Raw genomic sequence first — 19,527 nt, 5'->3', positions numbered from 1 at the left:
CTCAAAGACGGTCGGGTGTACGAGAAGAAGCGCGGGCGATATCGATGACCAGCCCCACGAGGCCGATCACCAGTACCGCGGCCAGCAGCCACTGATGAAGTAGCAGGGCGGCAAAAAATGTACCCGCCAACCCCAGTAAAATAAGCACGCGTAGTACGACAAGACCGGCGCCCTGGTGGAGCTTGAAAAGCCCTGCCGCCGCCGCTGCCAGTATCGCGCAGCCCAGTATGGCCACCAGCGCGCCAAGGGTTCCGGTAACGCCGGTCAACGGTGTCAAATAAGCGTAAAGCGCTAACGTTCCCCCGATAAGTGCGGCGACCAGCAGTACCCAAACGCCCGGTCGGCTCCCGTGTAACGTAGCCATGGTAATGATTGCTCCCTAATTGGTTTTTTATAGATAGCGGTTCGGTGGATCAGTCGTGTGCCGTTTAAGCCTAGCAGACGCCGCGCTTGTGCGGTGAAATGTCGCGGCGGGCGCGTTTTGAGTCCCTGCGCTGGCTACGGTAATCGCTCGGCGCTATACCAAATTCGCGTTTGAAGGCCGTGGCGAAGTTGGTGGCGCTGGTGTAGCCCGCCAGCATCGCCGCTTGTTCGATGCTAATCGCCTCCTGCTCCAGCGCCTTTCGCGCCCTATCCAAGTGGTGGCGGCGTAAAAACTGGCCCAGCGGCTCGCCGCGTTCGCTGGAAAAACTTCTTTGCAGCGCACTTAGGCTCATGCCCAGCCGCCGGGCCAGCGCTTTTTGGCTGAGCCCGCGCGCTTCTCCCCGATCGATGAGCGCCATGAGCCTTGCCAGGCGTACCCGGCCCGGGGCCAAAGCGGGGGGCTTTTGCGGCGCGTGCTTTAGCGCCTCGCCGGCCAAAAGGGTGGCGAAGCCGTCGATGATCAAACGCGTGGCCGGCGTGGGCGCTTCGCTGCCGGTCTCGAAGAGGCTCTTGGCCAGGGCCAAAAGGCCGGACGAGGGGGTAAAGGGGTGAACCGCAGGCGAAGGGGACTCGGCCAGGGCCTGGTAGCCGTGGCGCGCTAGCCAGCGTGGGGAGAGCGAGAGCGTCAGCGTACGCTCGAAAGTGCCCGGCCGACCGGTGCGCACGAAGGGCGTTTTATCGGGAAGGGTGGCGATCAGCGCGCAGTGCGGCTCTTCCGGGCCCAGCTGCGTTTCATGATGGCCGTAGCACACTTGGGCACTGCCCTGGACGACCAGCGCGATTTTGACCCCCGCCGGGAGCAGGGCCTGGCTTTTGAGCCCAAAGCGGTCCTCGATGTCCGCCAGGCGCAGCTGCATGCCCGGTTCCCGCTCGCTCACCCACATTTTTCCCGAAAGCGGCGCCGAGCGTTTGTCCCAGGCTGGCGCCTCCAGGCGCTGCTGTTTTACCAGATGTGCCGACAACCGTTGCAGGTCGGTCGTGCTAATGACGTGCTTGTCGCGTGAACCGTCCACGTGCGGCTCCTGTAAATAAGCCTGCTTATCGTATTTGCAGCGTTTGCATAGCAAAGCGACGCCTTGGCAAAGGTGGTGCGCCCCGCAAGATGCCATAATCCGCTGCCTTGAATTTTATTGCAATGGATTCTCATTCGCAAAGCAGGCGCGAACCAGATATCAAAAGGGGAGGGAGCGATGTTGGTCAAACGGCGTACTTATCAAAACGCGGCCGCGGTGGGGAGTGCGGCGCTGCTGCTCGGCTTTACGCCGAACGTACTGGCGCAGGCCACCGGCGAGGCTGTGCGACTCGAGACCGTGACCGTGGAAGGCAACCGCCTGTACGAAATGCTGCCTTCCGAGGTGACCGGTGGCTACGGGGTGGATGCGGCGACCGTGGGAACCAAAACCCCGGCCTCCCTGCGCGATATTCCCCAGTCGGTCAGCGTGGTGACGCGCGAGGCGATCGAGGATCAAAACTTCACCACCCTGGACGAGCTTGGCCGCCGCACGCCGGGCATGCGCGTGCTCTCCAACGACAACGGCCGCTCCTCGATTTACGCTCGCGGTTTCGAGTACGACGAGTACAGTATCGACGGCTTGCCCGCGCCCATGACCAGCATCACCGGCTCGGTGCCAACGCTTTCGGCGTTCGACCGGGTCGAGATCATGCGCGGCCCCTCCGGGCTTTTCGATAGCACCAGCGAAATGGGCGGCATCGTCAACCTGGTGCGCAAGCGGCCTACCTACGACCCGCAGGGGCGCATCAGCGTAGGCGCGGGAACCGATCAGCAGCGCTCGGCCCAGGTCGATGTTTCCGGCCCGCTCGATGGCGATGATGGCCGGGTGCGCGGGCGGTTGGTGCTCGACCGCGCCCATCACGGTGAGTTCGTCGATCGCAACACCAACCAGCAAAACGATATTTACGCCGCCATCGACGTCGACCTCGACGATTCGACCACCTTCGGGCTTGCCTACATCCATAACAGCAAGGACATCCGCGTCAACAACGGCCATCCGGTAGGCCCCGACAACGAGCTTCTGTATGGGTCGCGTTCGGATTTCTTCGGCGCCGGTTGGAACGACTTCGACAGCTATTCGAACGACTGGATCGCCGAGCTGACCCATCGCTTCGATACCGGCGGCTTTGGGCGGGTCGCGGCGCGCTATTCGGATCGTAATGCCAACTACAACTACGCCTTCGGCGGCAGCGCTTTGGATGTGGATGACCGCTTGACGGTGGCGGCGATCGGCAGCCGGATCGATCAGCAAGCGCTGGCGCTGGATGCAAGCTACAGCCAACCCTTCGCCGTCTTCGATAGCGTCAGCGAATTCGTGGTGGGCGGCGACTACAAGCGCTTCGACACCGAGACCGAGTCCGGGCGTTCGCGCAGCCTGGCCGGGCGCCGGGTCACCCGCGACGAGCTCAATGAGCTGGCTTTTGTGGACGTGCTGGGGGCTTCCCGGGCGACCGGTTCGGGCTATGCCCATACCGATACCCGGCTGGAAGAGTCCGGGCTTTATGGCAAGTTGACCCTACGCCCGATCGACCCGCTGGCGCTGATCGCCGGCACCCGGGTGAGCCGTTACGATATCGATTTCGAGGACAAGGCCGCCGATACCTATCAGGATCGAAGCGATACCAAAGTGACCCCCTACGCCGGCGTGGTGTTCGATGTCGACGAAAACCACTCGCTCTACGCAAGCTACTCCCAGGTCTTCAAGCCGCAGACCGCCGAGGGCCCGGACGCCAACCTGATCGAGCCGCGTGAGGGCGACCAGTATGAGGTGGGCGTGAAGGGGAGCTACCTGAACGGCGACGTGAACGCCCGCCTTAGCGCCTTCCGCCTGTACGACGATAACCGCGCGGGGACCTCGCCGGATACCGGGGCCAGCTATTCGGTGCCGATCGGCAAGATGCGCATCCAGGGCGCCGAGTTCGAGGTGACCGGCAGCGTCACCGATCAGTGGGACGTGATCGCCGGCTATACGTATCTGGACACCGAGGTGCAGCAAAGCGGCGATGCCCGCGAGGACGCCATCTTCCTGCTGATGCCGAAGAACATCGTCAACCTCTGGACCCAGTACGACTTCGCCGGTGAGGCGCTGGGTGGCCTGCGGGTGGGCGCCGGCATGACGGCAATGAGCGACTTCGGCTCCAGCAGCGGCGTCGATGCGCCGGGTTACGCGGTGTTCGACGCGATGGTCGGTTACGACTTCAACGAAAGCGTCAGCGGCCAGCTCAACTTCAACAACGTCTTCGACCGAGAGTACTACAACCGGGTGGGCGGGGCGAACACCTTCAACATGCCAGGCGCCCCCGCCAACGTGATGGCCACCCTAAGCTACGATTTCTAACCGGTACGGCGCCGAGTGCCTGGTAACGCCCGCAAACCTTGAGTTTTGCGGGCGTTGCGCTTTAATGAACTCCTTTGCCATCGCTCGAGGGAGCCGTATGCGCGTTGTACCGGTGATTATCGCGTTAGCCGTCGTCACGGCCGGGCTGCTGGCAACGCTTGCCTCCGGCGACGCCTTCGAGCCGCGCCTGATACGCCTGGAGGCTCAGCGGGCGCTGCCTTCTCTCCAGGCGTCGTTGGATGAAGAGAGCGCTACGGTCAACGCCGTCTTTCTTCACTACGCCGATGATCCCGCCCTTTGGATGAACGCCCACCTGGCGCTGGCGCGCTACGGGGATATCGCCCGCGAGACACTGTCGACCTACGCTTTTCTTCCCGCCTTTCAGGAAGTGCTCGCACGTTACGGGCCGGATGCCGTGCTGCCCATCGCCTACTACCGCGAACACGATATCGCCACGCTCAAAGCCCGGCACTGGCTGGGGGAGCGCTACCAGGCGGCCAGTCGCTGGTGGAACGACGCCGACGACGAACAGAGCGAGGCGCCCGAGTGGGGGCCGGACACTCGCGGTCAGATGGGCATTGCGCTGCTGCTCGATGAAGGTCACGCGCTGTTGAATCAGTTCGTACAAGACGCACAAGGCGACATTCACTGGCTGCAGGGCGAGCGAGTGGTGACGGGTGTGGGCGATTTCTTCACCAGCGGCGTACGCAACCTGGAGAACCAGTGGCGCCGGGACGAGGCGATCGGTGCGGCGGACGTAGGTTGGGCCGGGGTCGATCTTCTGTTGATGGCGAGTACGGTGAAGGTGCTGCGCGCCGGTCGCGCCGCCCGTGGGGCCCGGGTCGCCGGCGTAGAAGCCCGGGGCGCCCAGACCGGCGTACGCTCTGCCGCCCTCGGTGGTACCGCGCGCTTCGCCACGCTCCCCCGGGTGGCCAAAATCGCCGCGCTCACCACCACCGCCTACGTCGTGATTCGCCACCCCTCGCTGATCAGCGCGCTGGGGGCGAACGTGGCCCAGTGGCTTGGGCTGCCGGCTTGGCTTGGCCAGTTTTTGCTCTGGTTGATCGTGTTGCTGCCGGTGTTGATTTTGACGCGGTTCATTTGGCGCTGGGTAGTGACGCCGTTTTTGTGGCTGGTGCTGCCGCTCGCGCGGGCCGTGATTAACAAGCCTGACCGCTCGCCGGATCATGGTACTTCATGATACCAGGCGAGCACCCGCCTCAAGCCAGGCGTTCAAACAAACGTCAAGCCGTTTGCTCGAGCCAGGCTTTCCAGCCGCCGAATGCGGTGACATCTTCAGCGTGACCGCTTTCATCGAGTGCCCCCGCGGTGCAGATAAAACCGCATTTCCAGCGCCCGTCAGCAAGCTCTACCTGGCCAAGGCCCAGCGGAGCGGGGATACCGGCTAGAAAACTTCCGATTGTTTCGATAGGTAGACGCCATACTTCTACCGCAATGGCTTGGCCGCTTTCGTCGCGCACCATGGCCGGGCGTGCGGGCGGTCCGCCGGCCAAGGCATAGAGTTTGTAGTGTGGGGCGCTTTGGGTGTCAGACACCTTTACACCGCCGCGCTCGGTAAGCTGGTGATTGAGCGGCAATCCCTCGAGATGGGCGCCGCATACTACCAGCTCCAGGGTGCCGTCCTGGGCGAGCGTTTCAAGCGTTTCAAGCTCGGGATGCGCCACCCTTGTCGCGCCCAGCGGCAGCTCCAAGCGCTCTTCGATTCCTCTGGCAAGCGTGAGCAGTTTTAGATCGTCGAATACCGGCCCAAACAGGGTGACGCCTACCGGCAGACCTTTTCCGCTAAAGCCAACGGGCACGGCCAGAGCGCTATAATCCAGAAGGTTCATGAAGTTGGTCCAGGTACCCAGACGGGAGTTCACGCCTATAGGGTCCGCCGCTACCTCTGCCTTGCTTGGATGGGTCACCGTGGTGGGCGAGAGCATCACATCGACCTGGCTTATCAGCGCGTCCGCCTGGCGCTTGTACTCGGCGAGTTTATAGCGGGCGTCGAACGCATCGACCGCCAGCGGCGTGGCGCCGCCTTGGGTGATCTGAAAGGTGACTGGATGCACGGCGTCGGGCTCTTTTGCCATCAGCTCGCGAATCACGTGATAGCGCTCGGCGACCCAGGGGCCTTCGTAGAGCAGGCGCGCGGCGCCAAGCAGGGGCGTGCAGTCAAGCTCCACCTTCTCGCCACCCAACGCCTCCAGTTCGCGAATAGCCTGCTTCATGCCTTGGGTGTAGGCGGCATCGGTTTGCCACTGGGTTTCAGGCGGCACGCCAAAGCGAAACGAGCCAGGCGCTTTTCCATAACGCTTACCCAGCACGGCAAAGTCATGGTGGCGCGACCATTCGCACTGCTCGTCAAACACGGCGGTAACCCTTAGAAGGGCGTCGGCATCGTCGGTGGTCAACGTAAAGAGGCTTATGGTATCCAGCGTTTTGCAGGCGGGGACAACGCCCCGGGTGCTTAGCAGGCCAAGGCTTGGCTTGACGCCATAAAGGTTATGAAAACAGGCCGGCACCCGGCCCGAGCCCGCGGTATCGGTGCCTAGCGCAAAGCTTACAAGCCCCGCGGCCGTGACTACCGCGGAGCCGCTGCTGGAACCACCAGGGACAAGCGCAGGGTCGAAAGCGTTGGCCGGTGTGCCGTACACGTCGAGCGCCCGCTCACCGACAAGCCCCGTGGCGAACTGATCCAGGTTGGTCTTGCCCATCGGGATGGCCCCGGCATCCACCAGTTGCTGTACCACGAAGGCGTGATCACCTGGCGTATAAGCGTAAGCTGGGCTTCCCGCCGTGGTGGGAATGCCCGCCAAGTCGATATTGTCCTTGATCGCAAACGGCATGCCGTAAAGGGGCAGGGTACTGGGCGACTCGCCCTCCAGTCGCTGCAAGTAGGGCGCTAGCTGCTCGCGGGTTAACCGGGTGATCCAGGCCGGATCCGGGGCGCGTTCCTCGGCAAGGTAGAGCAGCTCATCGATTAAAGCGGCGGGCGTTAACTCGCCTGTTCGGTAGGCGGCGTGAAGGCTCTTGATATCCAGTGGGCGTGTGAGTGCCATGCGCTGTTCCTTAGTTAGTCGTTTGTTCACTTGGGTTCGATCCTCGGGGGCGGATGATGCCGCCTGTCCGCCAGGGATGCGTCGAAAGCGTGATGTGCCACCCTTGTTGGCTCCGCTGTAGATAATCGAAGCGTAAACTGGCGCGCCAGCGCAGAGTGTCATGGGTGGCGGCGGCTAAAGGCTCGAACAGCGCTGATGCGTGGGGAGCCTCTGAACGCGGGGTTATTTCGATAGCGTGATCGCCAAGTTCCAGCCAGCGAAGACGGCCTGACGTATCTGTTCGGACCGTTTCCTTGACGCTTGGGTCAGCGATGTGTCGCCAGTGCTCGACGTAGCGATCATCAACGGCGTGCTCCTCCATGTGAACATCGTCCAATACCATGAGGAGCCCCACGTCTTGCTCGAGGCCAGGGCATAAATCCTGAAATCGGTGCCATGTGCAAAGCCGCTGCTCTACCTGAGTGATTCCCGCAAAGGCGGTAAGACCCGCCAACCACGTAAGCTGCGTGCGATGGCACTGCTCGAGCCGCTCGATGCCGGTAAAATCCGGCGTGTGTTTCGGCAGGCGCAGGTCGGCGTGCCAACGTTCACCCTGCAGCCAAAAAACCTGGGTCTCGGTATCAGTTTGTCGGTAGGGCGATGTTGCCGGTTCGCCGTACAGGGTACGTTGCCAAACACCTCGGTAACGTTTAGGAACGCAAGGTAGCGAGCAGTTCATTTGTTTGACTCCTCGCCATCCTCGGCCTTGCGTTTGCCGTGCTGTCCCAAGCTTCCCACTTTCCGTGAGCCTTCGGGCATGGCGATATCGCCCCGCGCCAAGCGCTCGCGCAGGTAGCGAAAGGTCTGAATGGTCTGCGCGTAAAGGTGATCCCCGGCCTTGAGTGGGGAGTAGCGGGCTTTCCCGTGGTGGGCCACCAGTTCGGGCAGCGGTTCTACCACGGTGTGGTAATCGCAGGCGAAAAACAGTGGAAACGAGTAGCGCTCCTCCTTGACCTTGCGCACCCGGTGCGAGGTGGCGACGAAATCGCCATTGCTCCAGATTTCGAGCATATCGCCGATATTGACCACCAGGGCGCCCTGCTGAAAAGGAACATCGATCCATTCGCCCGCGCCGTTCATGACCTCGAGACCTGGCGCGGTAGGCAGCAGTAGGGTAAAGCACTCGTAGTCGGTATGCGCTCCGATACCCTGAGCATCCTGTGCGTCGGGATTGAACGGATAGTGGATTAGACGCAGCTGGCTCGGCGGTTTGTTCACGTGGCGAAGAAGCCTTTTCACCTCAAGCCCCAACGTGAGCTCAAAACCTTCCATGAGCCTTCGCCCCACCTGGTAAGCCGCTTCATAATAGGCACCGACCGGCTCTTTAAAGCCATCCAGTTCCGGCCAAGGGTTGGGGCCGAGTAACGGGGTGCCTGCGACGACTTCCGGGTCATCCTCCGGCAATTCAAGGGCGATATCGAAGGCTTCCTTTATATCGGGTTTGGTCGGGTCCGGCGACTCCTCACCCGGTGGCACGTAGCCGCGATGGTGGCTGTAGCGGCCAATGTAGCGCTCCATCTTGGCCTCTGTTGGCAGGGCGAAAAAGCGCTTGGCCTGGTTGATAAGTCCTTCGCGTAGCGTGGTGTCGATGCCGTGGCCGACGATCTGAAAAAAACCGACGTCTCGAGCGGCTTGGCCGAGCTTTTCAGCGACTTGCATCTTGGCAGAGTGATCGCCGTGGATCAGGTCGTGAATATCGATGACCGGTATCGCCTGAAACTCGGTGAGCCGTGAGTCTTCATTAGGTGTCTTCATGCGTCGGCCTCCTCTTTGCTGGTGAGCACGATCAAAGGCTGGCCGGGGGCGACGGCGTCGCCTTCGGCCAAGGGTAGTCGCGTCACGCGCCCAGCGCTGTGAGTGGTGACTTCCACTTCCATCTTCATGGACTCCACCAGGGCTACGCGCTGGCCCGCCTCGACCCACTCACCCTTTTGGACCAGCAGTTTCCACAGGCTGCCCGTCACCGGGCTTTCGATGCCTAATTCGGCGTCATCAAGGGTTTCGACCTCGGAAGCGATGGGCGTCTGATCTTCGAACGTGAATTGACCGTTGGCGCGCCAGGCGGCCATTTCCGCTTGAAACGCCTGTTCGCGTTTGGTGCGAAACGCATCGATCGCATCGGCGTTTTTATCGATCTCGGCCTGGTAGTCGGCCAAGCGGAAGCGGGTGGTTTCGACGGACAGGTCAAAACGACCGTGAGGGAAGTCGCGGCGAATTTTTTGAAGCTCGTCGTGGCTGACTTCATAAAAGCTCAACTGATCGAAAAAGCGCAAAAGCCAAGGGTTCTCGAAATGCTCGGTGGTGCGATAGCGGTTCCACATCTGCAGGGTTCTTCCGACGAACTGGTAGCCGCCCGGGCCTTCCATTCCGTAAACGCATAGATAGGCACCGCCGATACCGACCGAGTTTTCTGCCGTCCACGTACGCGCCGGGTTGTACTTGGTGGTGACCAGCCGCTGGCGAGGGTCCAGCGGAGTGGCTACCGGCGCGCCCAAATAGACATCGCCCAGGCCCATGACGAGATAGCGGGCATCGAAGACGATATCGCGCACCTGCTGCTCGGTGTCCAGGGCGTTGATGCGGCGAATGAAGTCCAGGTTGCTGGGGCACCAGGGTGCATCCGGGCGAACGCTGCGCTGGTACTTGTCGATTGCTTCCTGGCAGGCGGGGTCGTCCCAGGAGAGCGGTAGATGTACCACGCGAGATTCCACTTCCAGCGACTCGATGTCGATGAGCGCCTGCTCGGCTTTTTGCAGGTGAGCGAGCAGCGACTCCAAGCCGAGCTCGAGAGGCTCGTAATGTACCTGCAGCGAGCGAATGCCGGGCGTTAATTCGCGAAGTCCCGGTAACGTATTCTCACGAAGCCAAAGCATCCAGGCGTGGAACCGAAAGCGCAGAGCGATGTCGAGCTCCATGGGGCCGAACTCGATCAACAGAAAATCATCCCCTGCGCGGCGGTAAACGATGTCTTCGCCGGCCTCGCGAGCGGGCACTTCACGCAGAACAGGAGATGTTTGCTCGGGCTGGAAGGCGATTTTATGAGTCGGTTTCAGCGCCTCTAGCTGCTCGAGCTGTTGCTCTTCGAGCGCACGGGCTGTTGCCAGCGTGACCGGCACGAAGCGCACCTTGTTGCCGGCGGTGAGTTGGCCGAGTTTCCAGCGCTCGGCTCGCACCACGGTGGCCGGGCAGACGAAGCCTCCAAGCGATGGCCCGTCCGGACCGAGTATGACGGGCATGTCGCCGGTGAAGTCGATCGTGCCAAAGGCGTAAGCGTTATCGTGAATATTGGAAGGATGCAGCCCCGCTTCGCCGCCATCCGGGCGGGCCCACTGCGGGCGCGGCCCAATCAGCCGAACGCCGGTACGGCTAGAGTTGTAGTGAACTTCCCACTCGTGGGCGAAAAAGCGTTCGATATCGTCATCGGTGAAAAAATCCGGGGCGCCGTGGGGGCCGTAGAGAACGGCGATCTCGGTGACCTCTGTCGTGGTACCGATGTTCGGGATGAGCGCTTGATCAAGCTTTTGAGTCGCGGCGGGCGTTAATTGGGGAAGATCCAGCATATCGCCGCTGCGCAGCGCGCGCCCGGCGTGTCCGCCGAACTGGCCCAGGGTGAACGTGCTGCGCGAGCCCAGATAGCGCGGGCACTCGATGCCGCCCCGCACCAGTAGATAGGCGCGGGCGCCCACGTTCGCTTTACCCAGCGCCAGGGTTGCCCCGGCGGGAATGTCGATCACTTGCCAAAAATCGACCGGCGAGCCGTCGATGGACGCCGAAAGCGCTGTTCCGGTCAGCACGATTTGCGTTTCACGATGAAAGCGCAGCGTCGGGCCGTTCAGGGTGATTTCGAGCCCGGCAGCGTCCGTGGGGTTATCAAGCAGCCGATTGCCCAGGCGAAACGACCAGTCGTCGAACGCGCCGGACGGCGGTACACCGACATCCCAGTGTCCCTGGCGGCCGGGGTAGTCCTGTACCGTGGTGAGTGTGCCAGGTACGAGTACCTCGATGGCGGGCGGCGCCCAGTCGAGCGTCGTCAACCAGTGAGTATCGATATCCGCCTTTATGAAGCGTTCGGCGCATAATACGTGGGCAAGCCAAGTACGGTTGGTGGCAATACCGTACACCGTGGAGGCCTCGAGGGTGTCGGCAAGGGCCTGGGTGGCGCTTTCGCGGGTCATACCATGCACCATGATCTTGGCTAGCATCGGGTCGAAAAACGCTGAAACCTCGAGGCCCGATTCGACGGCGTGGTCCACGCGAAGCCCTTCCCCGGCCGGGAAGGCGACCTCTGTAAGAAGTCCGGCGCTGGGCCGAAAATCGTGGGCCGGGTCTTCGGCATAAAGACGTGCCTGGACGGCGTGGCCGCTGGGCGCCAGATCGCTTGAAAGCGATTTGAGGGCGGGCAGTTCATTGGCCCCCAAGCGCACCATCCACTCGACGATATCGACGCCGTAAACCAGTTCGGTCACGCCGTGCTCGACCTGCAGGCGCGTATTGACCTCGAGAAAGTAGAAGGCTTCGCGCGTGGCGTCATAAATGAACTCGACCGTGCCGGCGCTGCGATAATCGACGGCCTTGCCAAGCGCCACCGCTGTGGCGTGCAGCGCCTCGCGCACGCTGGTGGGAAGATTCGGCGCCGGGCACTCCTCGATCACCTTCTGGTGGCGGCGCTGGGTAGAGCAGTCGCGCTCGCCCAGGGCAATGACGTCGCCCTGGCCGTCGCCGAAAAGCTGAACTTCCAGATGGCGGGCGCGGGCGATGTAGGCTTCGACAAAGACACCGCCATCGCCGAAGTTACGCTCGCCCAGGCCCTTGACCGAGTCGAAGGCGCGAACCAGTTCTTCCTGGTTTTGGCATACCTGCATACCGATACCGCCGCCGCCGGCGGTGGACTTGAGCATGACGGGGTAGCCGATCCGTTCGGCGTTTTTGACAGCGCCATCCACGTCATCAAGAAGGGCTGATCCGGGAACGAGAGGAACCCCGGCTTGCTCGGCCAGTGCCCGCGCTTCGTGTTTTAAACCAAACTGACGGATTTGCTCGGCGGTGGGCCCCAGAAATATCAGCCCGGCGTCGTCGCAGGCAGTAATGAAACGGGTGTTTTCGGATAGAAAGCCGTAGCCGGGGTGAACGGCCTGTGCGCCGCTTAGTTTGGCGATCGCGATCAGCTTGTCGATATCCAGATAGGTGTCGCTGGCCGGCCCTTCGCCCAGAGAGTAGGCTTCATCGGCCTGATGTACGTAGGGCGCGTCCCGGTCGGCATCGGCGTACACCACGACACTGCCTACGCCCAGCGCGTTCAAGGTCCGCAGGATGCGCGCGGCGATGGCGCCCCGGTTGGCGATCAAGACTTTGTTAAACGGAGTGTTTATGGACATGGCTCTGCCTACCCAAAAGGCGGGTCGTCCCGCGAATTGTTTGGCCACTTGAGGTCGTCCTCAGGGCGCGAGGCGTCGGTTAGCTTTTACCAGACCAGCAGCTCAATAGGGGTCGGGTTATAGCCGTTACAGGGGTTGTTGAGCTGAGGACAGTTGGAGATCAATACGACCACATCCATCTCGGCGGTCATCTCCACGTACTTCCCCGGTGCGGAGATTCCGTCTTCGAAGGTCAAGCCGCCTTCGGCGGTCACCGGCACGTTCATGAAGAAATTGATGTTATGGGTAATGTCGCGCTTGGTAAGCCCGTATTCAGGATGTTTGGCAATGGCCTCCATCCAGTTGTCGCGACAGGAGTGCATGTGGCGCTTCTCCAGGTCGTAGCGCACGGTGTTGCTCTCGCTGGAGCAGGCGCCGCCCAGCGTGTCGTGGCGGCCGCAGGTATCGGCGGTAATAGTCAGCATGGGGCGGCCTTCGCTCGATATCAGTTTTGAGCCCGCCGTTAGATAGACCGCGCCTTGTTCGCGCACGGTATCCATGGCGCTGTAGCGCTCGGCGGTGTCCTCGGCGCTGAAGAACAGCGTGTCAGCGGCCTGGTTGCCTTCCAGGTCCAGAATACGCAGTGTATGGCCGCGCTTGACGGTGCCGATGTAGTGATCCCCCGCGTTGACCGTGGTGCGGCTCAGCGCGTTTTCCGGACGTAAGGTGCTTTCGATGATCATGGCGCTCCCCTTATAGGCCGAGGTGGTAAAGATGATTGTTGGCGAAGCCGCGCGCGTTTTCCGGGCGTGACTGGTAGCAGGCGTCATTCTCGGTGGGCGCCTCGGCGGTGCCCAGGGCGATATCGACGCCGCGGCGCGGATAATCTTCGCTCGGATCGAGCGGGTGCGGGCAGGTATGTAGTAGTACGAGCGTGTCCATCTCGAAGCGCAGCGTGACACTATTGCCGGGCCGGCAGTGGTCGCTTACGTAGGTAAGCTTACCCTCGGCATCGCTCTCGACACGGGAGAAAAGATTGAGGTTGGCAGCCATGTCCCGGCGTCCAAGGCCGTACTTGGCAAGCTCTACCAAAAAGGCGTCGCTTCCCGTCCTTGTCCAGTCGTTATGGGCGCTTTGATAGCTCACCGGCTGCCAGTTCTTGGCGATCAGGTGGTGTTTCATCAAATTGCCGCCGACGCTGTCGTGCCAACCAAGATCGTCCTGGGTGATCGAGGCGAAGATACGGCCCATATCCGAATAGAGGCAGTGGCCCAGGGTGAGCTTGAAAGTGTGCTGGCCTTTTAGGGTGTCCGGCAGGTTCAGCCGCTCCAGCAGGTTTTCCGGGTTATAGCAAAGCAGCCCAACATTGGCGTTGGCATCTTTTGCTGTCAGGGTCAGCGTGGTACCCCGGCGCAGGCGAAGCGACCAGTGATGGCCGCCGGGCAGGTGCGTGGTGTAGGTGGGCTCGCTCGTCATAAAAGCGTCTCCTGGATGTGGGTTTTCAGGCCGCCCTGGCTAAGTGCATCAGCCAGGTCATAAGAGGGGCGTTCGCGGGAAATGGGCAGGTCGTAGGTAATGGTGGCGCCATACGCTTCCGGCGCCTGGGGGTCATGGCGTGTCTTGTCGAAGACCCAGAGCCGTGTACCCAGCTCGAAAGCCTCTTTGAGATCGTGAGTGATCATGAAGATGGTGAGTTCTTGCTCTTTCCAAAGCCGATTGATCAATTCGTGCATATCCTGGCGGATGCCCGGGTCCAGCGCGCCGAAAGGCTCGTCCAGTAATAAAATGCGCGGGCGCATCATCAGTGCCTGGGCAATGGCCAGGCGCTGCTGCATACCCCCGGAGAGTTCGTGGGGGTATTTGTTCAGTGCGTGGCTCAGGCCAACCTCGTCGATACGCGCGCGGGCGTTTTCGATGGCGCGGCGTCTCTTGCGGCCGTAGCTCTTGCCCAGCAGTCGCGAACTTTGAAGCTCATCGGCGATCATCACGTTGCCCAGTACGGTCAGGTGCGGAAAGACCGAGTACTTCTGAAAGACCACGCCGCGGTCCGGGCCTGGCTCATCGGGGATCGGTTGGCCTTCGAGCAACAGCTTGCCTTTCGATGCGTTCTCGGTACCCAGCAGCATTTTCAAAAACGTGGTCTTGCCGCATCCCGAGGCGCCCACCAGCGTGACGAATTCCCCTGTCTCCACATCGAAATTGAGGTTTTCGAGCACGACGTGGTGGCCATAGTGCTTCTCCAAACGTTTGGCGGATAACAGGCTCATGACTTGTCTCCCTCTCCGGTGTGGTACCAGGGAAACGCCCAGCGCGAGACGAATGCCAGTAGCTGGTCGAGCAAGAACGCTAGCAGCGTGATCCAGGCAACGTAGGGCAGAATGATGTCCATCGAGAGGTAGCGGCGTACCAGAAATATCCGGTAGCCAAGGCCTTCCTGGGCGGCGATTGCTTCAGCGGCAATCAAAAAGAGCCAAGCCGTACCCAGTGCCAGACGGGTGGCATTGAGAAGCCTCGGGGTCAACTGAGGAAGCAGTACACGAATCAGCACTTGCCAAGAGTTGGCACCCAAGGTTTGCGCCTTGATCAACTGTTCATTGGGTAAGCGCAGGGCATGGCCCTGAAGGTCGCGTATCAGAAAGGGCGTGACGCCAATGACGATCAAGGCGATTTTGGATGCCTCGCCGGTGCCAAACGCTATGAATAGGATGGGGAGTATCGCCATGGGCGGTATGAGCGATAGTACCGTGATCAGTGGCGATAACTTGGCGCGCAGGATGGGAAGGCCGCCCGTGAGAATACCCACGATCAGCCCCACCAATGCGCTGATACCCACACCGATCAGCAGCCTTTCAAGGCTTGCAAACGTATCGATCCAGAGAGTGATGTCGCCGGTGCGTACGTTTTCAGCGCTCGCCAAGTGATAGAACGACTCTGCCATGGTGCCCGGCGCGGGCAGCAAACGATCGTTGGGGTTCTCAGCCAGACGCGCGCTTGAGAGGCTTATATAGATCATCGCTAGCACGGCAAAGGGCACCAGGCCCAGCAGCCAGCGGCCTCCTCGAGGAGGCGTTAAGTTGATGAAGCGCTTCATGGCCGTATCCTGTGAAAATGGAAGTCGGAAGCGGCGGTTCACCGCTTACCACGCGCTGTAAGCGTGTGCTTATCGGGCGTCCAGGTAGGCCTGTGTGAAGGCAGGGTCGAAGCGCAGCTGTACATTGGCTTCATCGCCAAAGATACCGCTGGGCGTTTCGATACCGATGATGTCGGGGCCCGGTGCCATCTCCCCCAGCAGCCCGTGTTCAAAGCTGAATTCGGCGACACGTTCCATGTTCTCGAGAAGTTCAGGGCTTTCCATCAGTTCGATGGCTTCTGCCGGGTCGGTATACAGGTAGGTAGCGGCCAACTGCTCGCGATAGCCCTCGATATCGGTACCTGCGGCATCCGCCATGATGCCAAGGGCTTGCTCGTCGCCGTCTTCGATGATCTCCATGATTTCGTACCAGGCGCCGACCAGGGCGTGGCCCAGCGCGGGGTAATCTGCCAGCGTCTGGGTATTAACCACCATCAAATCGAGGATCTCATTGGGAATTTCTGCGGAGGTGTACACCACGTTGGCATCGGGCATTTCTTTGATCGTGCCCAGCTGCGGGTTCCACGCCGCAACGGCTTCGGTGGTGTCGCTTGCGAACACACCCACTATATCGGCATCCGCGGTGTTGACGGTTTCGATATCGCGCTCTGTCAGCCCCACACTTTCGAGCGCTCGGGCAAGAAAGTAGTGCGACACGCTAAACTGTACCAGGTTGACTCGGCGTCCTTCGATATCGGCCAGGTCGTCGCTGCCTTTCAACACGATGCCGTCATTACCATTGGAGTAATCGTTGATGATCAGTGCGGTGGAGTCCACACCGCTGGCAGCAGGGATCGTCAAGGCGTCCATGTTGGTCATGGCACAACCATCTACATTGCCGGAGGTAAACTGGTTGATGGATTCGACGTAGTCGTTGACCTGAATGACATCGATGCTGATGTCGTATTCACTCGCCCATTTGTCGACGACACCTTCTACATCGGCATAGGCCCAAGGCATCCAACCTGCGTAAATGGACCAGCAGACGCTGAAGGAGTCTCTTTGCTGGGCTTGGGCGCTGACGGGTGCTATCGAGACAAGTGATGCGGTCAGAATTGCAGCAGAAAGCGGGGCCAGAAGCAGGCGATGTGTCTTAAGGTTGGAACGGGTCATTAGAGCCTCCAGCGGCATAGGAAAAACTCGGGGGCATCGGCGCATCACTGTGCCTTATCCTCCCGGGCTTTTATCCCGCCGTGTAACCCTGCGCTTGCAAGGTCGATCGCTCTCGGACCAGTCACAACCATCGGGGCGTAACATTGATGGTGTCGGAACCCTAGCGATCCATTGGAAACTCGATTGTGCGGCAGCGTTTGCGGCCGATACCCCGTGTAGAACAATCTTTTTGCAAAATCGTGGCCGAATAATTTTTAAGTAAAAATTATCAGATACTTAAGACTAAATTCGGTTGGCAACGACTTTTTTCTGGTGGGGCGCAGGCTAGCTTTTGGTGCGCTTATTGGTATCGCGCACCTTTATTGAGCAGCCAATATTTCGCCACTAATGCGTCAGTGGGTATACGGCGTTATGGGGTCGACTCGAAATGCTGCTTTGAGACCTCTTGCATCATGTCCAACACCCTTGAAAATCTCCGCCACACAGGATTAGCGTGCGGCGGGTAGAATTGGCCTTAATAGCGCAAAATCTCCAGGATGTGGCGCGTGTTGGTAATCTCTTCGGTAGGGTCGTTTTCAAGCACCAGAAACTGCGCCCGGGCGCCTTCTTCGATACGCCCGAGATCCTCGATCTCCAGCATGTCGGCACCGGCGGAGGTCGCGGCGATCAACACGTCGAGCGGCTCCATACCGGCCTCGACCATCAGCTCGAGTTCGCGGTGCTCGGCGATGCCGGGCACGCGCAGGGCGGTCGCACCCGAATCGGTGCCCATCACGATGCGGATGCCGCCGTGCTCATACAGGCGCGCCAGGTTGGCCATGTTGGTGGCCACGGCGTCCCGCGCCTCTTGGGTGTCGCTATCGTCGAGCGCCTGCTCGCGCCACTGCTCGTCCTCGATTCGTTCGCGTAGTTCGTCGCTGATCCCCTGGGCGAAGAAGTCATCTTCCAGCCATTCCGGGTGCTCGGCGTAAATATACGCGGCTTCGTCGATGTTGACGGTGGGGATGTACCACACGCGCTGCTGGGCCATGCGCTCGACCAGCGCGTCGTCGATTTCTGCGTCGCGAATGCCGTGGGCGAGAATGTCGATATCGGCCTCGAGCGCGGCTTCGGCGTCCTCGGCGTCGTGGATGTGCGCGGCGATCTTGAGCCCCTGCGCATGGGCCTCTTCTGCGGCGGCGGTGTAGACCTCCGGAGCCATTTTTGGAGCACTGCCGCCCATATCATCAATCCACACCTTGATCACATCGACCCCGCCCTCGGCCATTTCCCGCACGGCCTCCCGGGCCTGCTCCGCGGTGCTCGGGCGTAGTACCTGGCCGTCGACCACGCTCATCTCCTCTGCCGGCGGGGCGCCATCGGGCACGCCAATGCCTGGGCCTGCGCCGTACAGATCCGCGCCTTCGTGATCTCGCCCGCGCAGCTCACTACGCAGCTTGTAAAAAAGCGGCGGGCTCATGCCCAGGGCGTTGACCGCGGCAATACCGAACTCCGCGAACTGGTTAAGGTCACGTTCGACCGTCTCGCGGGCGTAGTGCTCTCCACCGTGCTCCATGCCCTGTACGGTACCTGCGTGGCTATGTCCGGCGATCAGCTCGGGCATGATGAAATGCGCGGCGTGGTCGACCCGGGTGGCGCCTTCGGGGCTTGCGATCTCGGATTGCGGGCCGATGGCCATCACGCGGCCATCTTCCACCAGAATGCGGGCGTCCTCGATGATCTGCTGGCCGTCGAACACCTTGCCGGCGTCGATCACGACCTCCTGAGCCAGGGCGGGAAGGGCGGCCAGCGAGCAGGCCAGACCGGCGGTCAGGGGCAAACGGAAAGCGTTCATACTCATCTCCCGGGCTAATCGATTCGTGTAAATGAGTCAGTGTCCGTTTCAGTTTAGACAGCCTGACTCATTCGGCGAGGCACGAGTTTCGAGCATTTTGCATACTCACTTGGAGCAATGCCGGCAAGGCGCTCGGGGCGCTTGGATCGACTCAAAGCGGCGTCTTGCTCGCCTCGCCGGGAATTTCGCGCACCAGCCGGGGCATCAAAAAGCCGGGCAGGTGGTGGCGTAGTGTATCGACCAGCTCACGCGCCTCGTGATCCGGTACGTTGAAGTGCGCCGCGCCCTGTACTGGGTCTAGTACGTGCAGGTAGTAGGGTAGGATACCGGCCTCGAACAGCCGTTCGGAAAGCGTGGCGAGGGCTTCGACGCTGTCGTTCACGCCGCGCAGTAGCACGCTCTGATTCAAAAGCGTGACGCCGGCCTGCTTCAGCTGCGCGCAGGCATCGATGACGGCCTGGTCGATTTCGTTGGCGTGGTTGATGTGCAGCACCACGACCTTTTGCAGGCGCGTTTGGCCTAGCCAGCCGAGCAGCGCGTCATCCACGCGGTCGGGGATCACTACGGGTAGGCGGGTGTGGATGCGCAGGCGCTTGAGGTGCGGTATGGCGTCGAGCTCGGCCGCAAGCCAAGCCAACTGGCGGTCGCTTGCCGCCAGTGGGTCACCGCCGGATAAAATCGCCTCCTGGATGCTCGTATCACGACGTAAATAGTCGAGCGTGTCCTGCCACTGCGCGCGGGAGGGCGCGTTGTCGCTGTAGGGGAAGTGGCGGCGAAAGCAGTAGCGACAGTTCACCGCGCAGGTCGGGCTTGCGATCAAGAGCACGCGCCCGGCGTACTTGTGAATCAGCCCCTTGACGGGGCGGTGCTCGGCCTCCTTGAGCGGGTCGAACACGAACCCCTGGGGCGTGAGCGCTTCGTCACCCAGCGGCAATACCTGCTTGAGCAGCGGGTCATCTAGCGTATGCGGAGCGATGCGCGACAGATACGCTTCGGGCACGCGCACTTCGAACAGCGCATGACCGGCGCGGGCGCCGCCGAGCAGCGCAGGGTCCAGGCCAAGGCGTGTCAACAACGTTTGGGGGTCGCGAATAGCCCCGGAAAGCTGACGCTGCCAGCTCGGCGGGGCGCTTACCGGCGCGTCGCCTTCGTTAACGGCGGCAATCATCATGTTCTCCTGCAAAAAAGCCCTCCTTCGGGTTATCATGCGCGCACTCGA

15 protein-coding genes and 1 riboswitch are annotated in these 19,527 nt (G+C 61.3%); of the genes, 2 read left to right on the top strand and 13 right to left on the bottom strand.

The window, feature by feature from the left end; translation table 11 throughout:
* Window position 1: 1 nt before the first annotated feature.
* Both ACWFVE_RS09935 and ACWFVE_RS09930 read right to left on the bottom strand, forming a co-directional pair.
* Window positions 2-364, bottom strand: a complete 363-nt coding sequence (locus ACWFVE_RS09935; RefSeq protein ID WP_447529111.1) for a hypothetical protein — start codon at window positions 362-364, stop codon at window positions 2-4.
* A 70-nt stretch (window positions 365-434) separates the two neighbouring features.
* A complete protein-coding gene (locus tag ACWFVE_RS09930; protein ID WP_447529110.1) occupies window positions 435-1,436 on the bottom strand; it encodes a helix-turn-helix domain-containing protein in 1,002 nt (333 codons plus the stop codon).
* A 177-nt stretch (window positions 1,437-1,613) separates the two neighbouring features.
* Here ACWFVE_RS09930 and ACWFVE_RS09925 point away from each other — a divergent pair, with 177 nt between their 5' ends.
* Together ACWFVE_RS09925 and ACWFVE_RS09920 are read left to right on the top strand one after the other, a co-directional pair.
* Window positions 1,614-3,773 (top strand): TonB-dependent siderophore receptor, encoded by a 2,160-nt coding sequence (locus ACWFVE_RS09925; protein WP_447529109.1) that lies wholly within the window; start codon window positions 1,614-1,616, stop codon window positions 3,771-3,773.
* A 97-nt stretch (window positions 3,774-3,870) separates the two neighbouring features.
* Window positions 3,871-4,974: a hypothetical protein gene (locus tag ACWFVE_RS09920; RefSeq protein WP_447529108.1), complete on the top strand. Its 1,104-nt coding sequence runs from the start codon at window positions 3,871-3,873 to the stop codon at window positions 4,972-4,974.
* A gap of 43 nt (window positions 4,975-5,017) precedes the next feature.
* Here the strand turns inward: ACWFVE_RS09920 and atzF are convergent, their stop codons facing one another.
* The 11 genes from atzF to epmB form a co-directional block, all read right to left on the bottom strand.
* Entirely contained in the window at window positions 5,018-6,838 is a 1,821-nt protein-coding gene (gene atzF, locus ACWFVE_RS09915; protein WP_447529107.1) for an allophanate hydrolase, read from the bottom strand.
* Between the two features lie 10 nt (window positions 6,839-6,848).
* A complete protein-coding gene (locus ACWFVE_RS09910) occupies window positions 6,849-7,556 on the bottom strand; it encodes a hypothetical protein (protein WP_447529106.1) in 708 nt (235 codons plus the stop codon).
* Complete coding sequence (locus ACWFVE_RS09905; protein ID WP_447529105.1) at window positions 7,553-8,632, bottom strand: isopenicillin N synthase family dioxygenase; 1,080 nt, start codon at window positions 8,630-8,632, stop codon at window positions 7,553-7,555. The genes ACWFVE_RS09910 and ACWFVE_RS09905 overlap by 4 nt, the downstream gene beginning before the upstream one ends.
* The gene (gene uca / locus ACWFVE_RS09900) at window positions 8,629-12,252 is read right to left on the bottom strand and encodes an urea carboxylase (protein ID WP_447529104.1); all 3,624 of its coding nucleotides are present in this window, start codon (window positions 12,250-12,252) and stop codon (window positions 8,629-8,631) included. The genes ACWFVE_RS09905 and uca overlap by 4 nt, the downstream gene beginning before the upstream one ends.
* 86 nt (window positions 12,253-12,338) lie before the next feature.
* Window positions 12,339-12,974 carry an urea amidolyase associated protein UAAP2 gene (locus ACWFVE_RS09895; RefSeq protein WP_447529103.1) on the bottom strand — a complete coding sequence of 212 codons (636 nt, stop codon included), beginning with the start codon at window positions 12,972-12,974 and terminating at the stop codon, window positions 12,339-12,341.
* A gap of 10 nt (window positions 12,975-12,984) precedes the next feature.
* A complete protein-coding gene (locus tag ACWFVE_RS09890) occupies window positions 12,985-13,707 on the bottom strand; it encodes an urea amidolyase associated protein UAAP1 (protein WP_447529102.1) in 723 nt (240 codons plus the stop codon).
* Window positions 13,704-14,498 carry an ABC transporter ATP-binding protein gene (locus tag ACWFVE_RS09885; protein ID WP_447529101.1) on the bottom strand — a complete coding sequence of 265 codons (795 nt, stop codon included), beginning with the start codon at window positions 14,496-14,498 and terminating at the stop codon, window positions 13,704-13,706. Before ACWFVE_RS09885 ends, ACWFVE_RS09890 begins: the two co-directional genes overlap by 4 nt.
* A complete protein-coding gene (locus ACWFVE_RS09880) occupies window positions 14,495-15,322 on the bottom strand; it encodes an ABC transporter permease (RefSeq protein ID WP_447529100.1) in 828 nt (275 codons plus the stop codon). The genes ACWFVE_RS09885 and ACWFVE_RS09880 overlap by 4 nt, the downstream gene beginning before the upstream one ends.
* Window positions 15,323-15,391: 69 nt before the next feature.
* A complete protein-coding gene (locus tag ACWFVE_RS09875) occupies window positions 15,392-16,474 on the bottom strand; it encodes a putative urea ABC transporter substrate-binding protein (RefSeq protein WP_447529099.1) in 1,083 nt (360 codons plus the stop codon).
* A gap of 57 nt (window positions 16,475-16,531) precedes the next feature.
* Window positions 16,532-16,649, bottom strand: a riboswitch (guanidine-I (ykkC/yxkD leader).
* A 339-nt stretch (window positions 16,650-16,988) separates the two neighbouring features.
* Window positions 16,989-18,308, bottom strand: a complete 1,320-nt coding sequence (locus ACWFVE_RS09870) for an amidohydrolase family protein (protein ID WP_447529098.1) — start codon at window positions 18,306-18,308, stop codon at window positions 16,989-16,991.
* Between the two features lie 151 nt (window positions 18,309-18,459).
* On the bottom strand, window positions 18,460-19,491 hold the full coding sequence (epmB, locus tag ACWFVE_RS09865; RefSeq protein WP_447529097.1) for an EF-P beta-lysylation protein EpmB: 1,032 nt from the start codon (window positions 19,489-19,491) through the stop codon (window positions 18,460-18,462).
* Window positions 19,492-19,527: the final 36 nt, after the last annotated feature.

The organism is Vreelandella mediterranea, assembly GCF_970647075.1.
The sequence above is the reverse complement of the archived record's forward strand: the minus strand, read 5'-3'. Positions and strand labels throughout refer to the sequence as shown.

What these genes read in the sequence shown, in the direction of transcription:
- ACWFVE_RS09905 (WP_447529105.1), bottom strand. Translation starts at nt 8,632, where the DNA reads ATGAAGACACCTAATGAAGACTCACGGCTCACCGAGTTTCAGGCGATA.
- ACWFVE_RS09935 (WP_447529111.1), bottom strand. Translation starts at nt 364, where the DNA reads ATGGCTACGTTACACGGGAGCCGACCGGGCGTTTGGGTACTGCTGGTC.
- ACWFVE_RS09920 (WP_447529108.1), top strand. Translation starts at nt 3,871, where the DNA reads ATGCGCGTTGTACCGGTGATTATCGCGTTAGCCGTCGTCACGGCCGGG.
- ACWFVE_RS09870 (WP_447529098.1), bottom strand. Translation starts at nt 18,308, where the DNA reads ATGAACGCTTTCCGTTTGCCCCTGACCGCCGGTCTGGCCTGCTCGCTG.
- ACWFVE_RS09885 (WP_447529101.1), bottom strand. Translation starts at nt 14,498, where the DNA reads ATGAGCCTGTTATCCGCCAAACGTTTGGAGAAGCACTATGGCCACCAC.
- ACWFVE_RS09910 (WP_447529106.1), bottom strand. Translation starts at nt 7,556, where the DNA reads ATGAACTGCTCGCTACCTTGCGTTCCTAAACGTTACCGAGGTGTTTGG.
- ACWFVE_RS09925 (WP_447529109.1), top strand. Translation starts at nt 1,614, where the DNA reads ATGTTGGTCAAACGGCGTACTTATCAAAACGCGGCCGCGGTGGGGAGT.
- ACWFVE_RS09895 (WP_447529103.1), bottom strand. Translation starts at nt 12,974, where the DNA reads ATGATCATCGAAAGCACCTTACGTCCGGAAAACGCGCTGAGCCGCACC.
- uca (WP_447529104.1), bottom strand. Translation starts at nt 12,252, where the DNA reads ATGTCCATAAACACTCCGTTTAACAAAGTCTTGATCGCCAACCGGGGC.
- ACWFVE_RS09875 (WP_447529099.1), bottom strand. Translation starts at nt 16,474, where the DNA reads ATGACCCGTTCCAACCTTAAGACACATCGCCTGCTTCTGGCCCCGCTT.
- atzF (WP_447529107.1), bottom strand. Translation starts at nt 6,838, where the DNA reads ATGGCACTCACACGCCCACTGGATATCAAGAGCCTTCACGCCGCCTAC.
- ACWFVE_RS09880 (WP_447529100.1), bottom strand. Translation starts at nt 15,322, where the DNA reads ATGAAGCGCTTCATCAACTTAACGCCTCCTCGAGGAGGCCGCTGGCTG.
- ACWFVE_RS09890 (WP_447529102.1), bottom strand. Translation starts at nt 13,707, where the DNA reads ATGACGAGCGAGCCCACCTACACCACGCACCTGCCCGGCGGCCATCAC.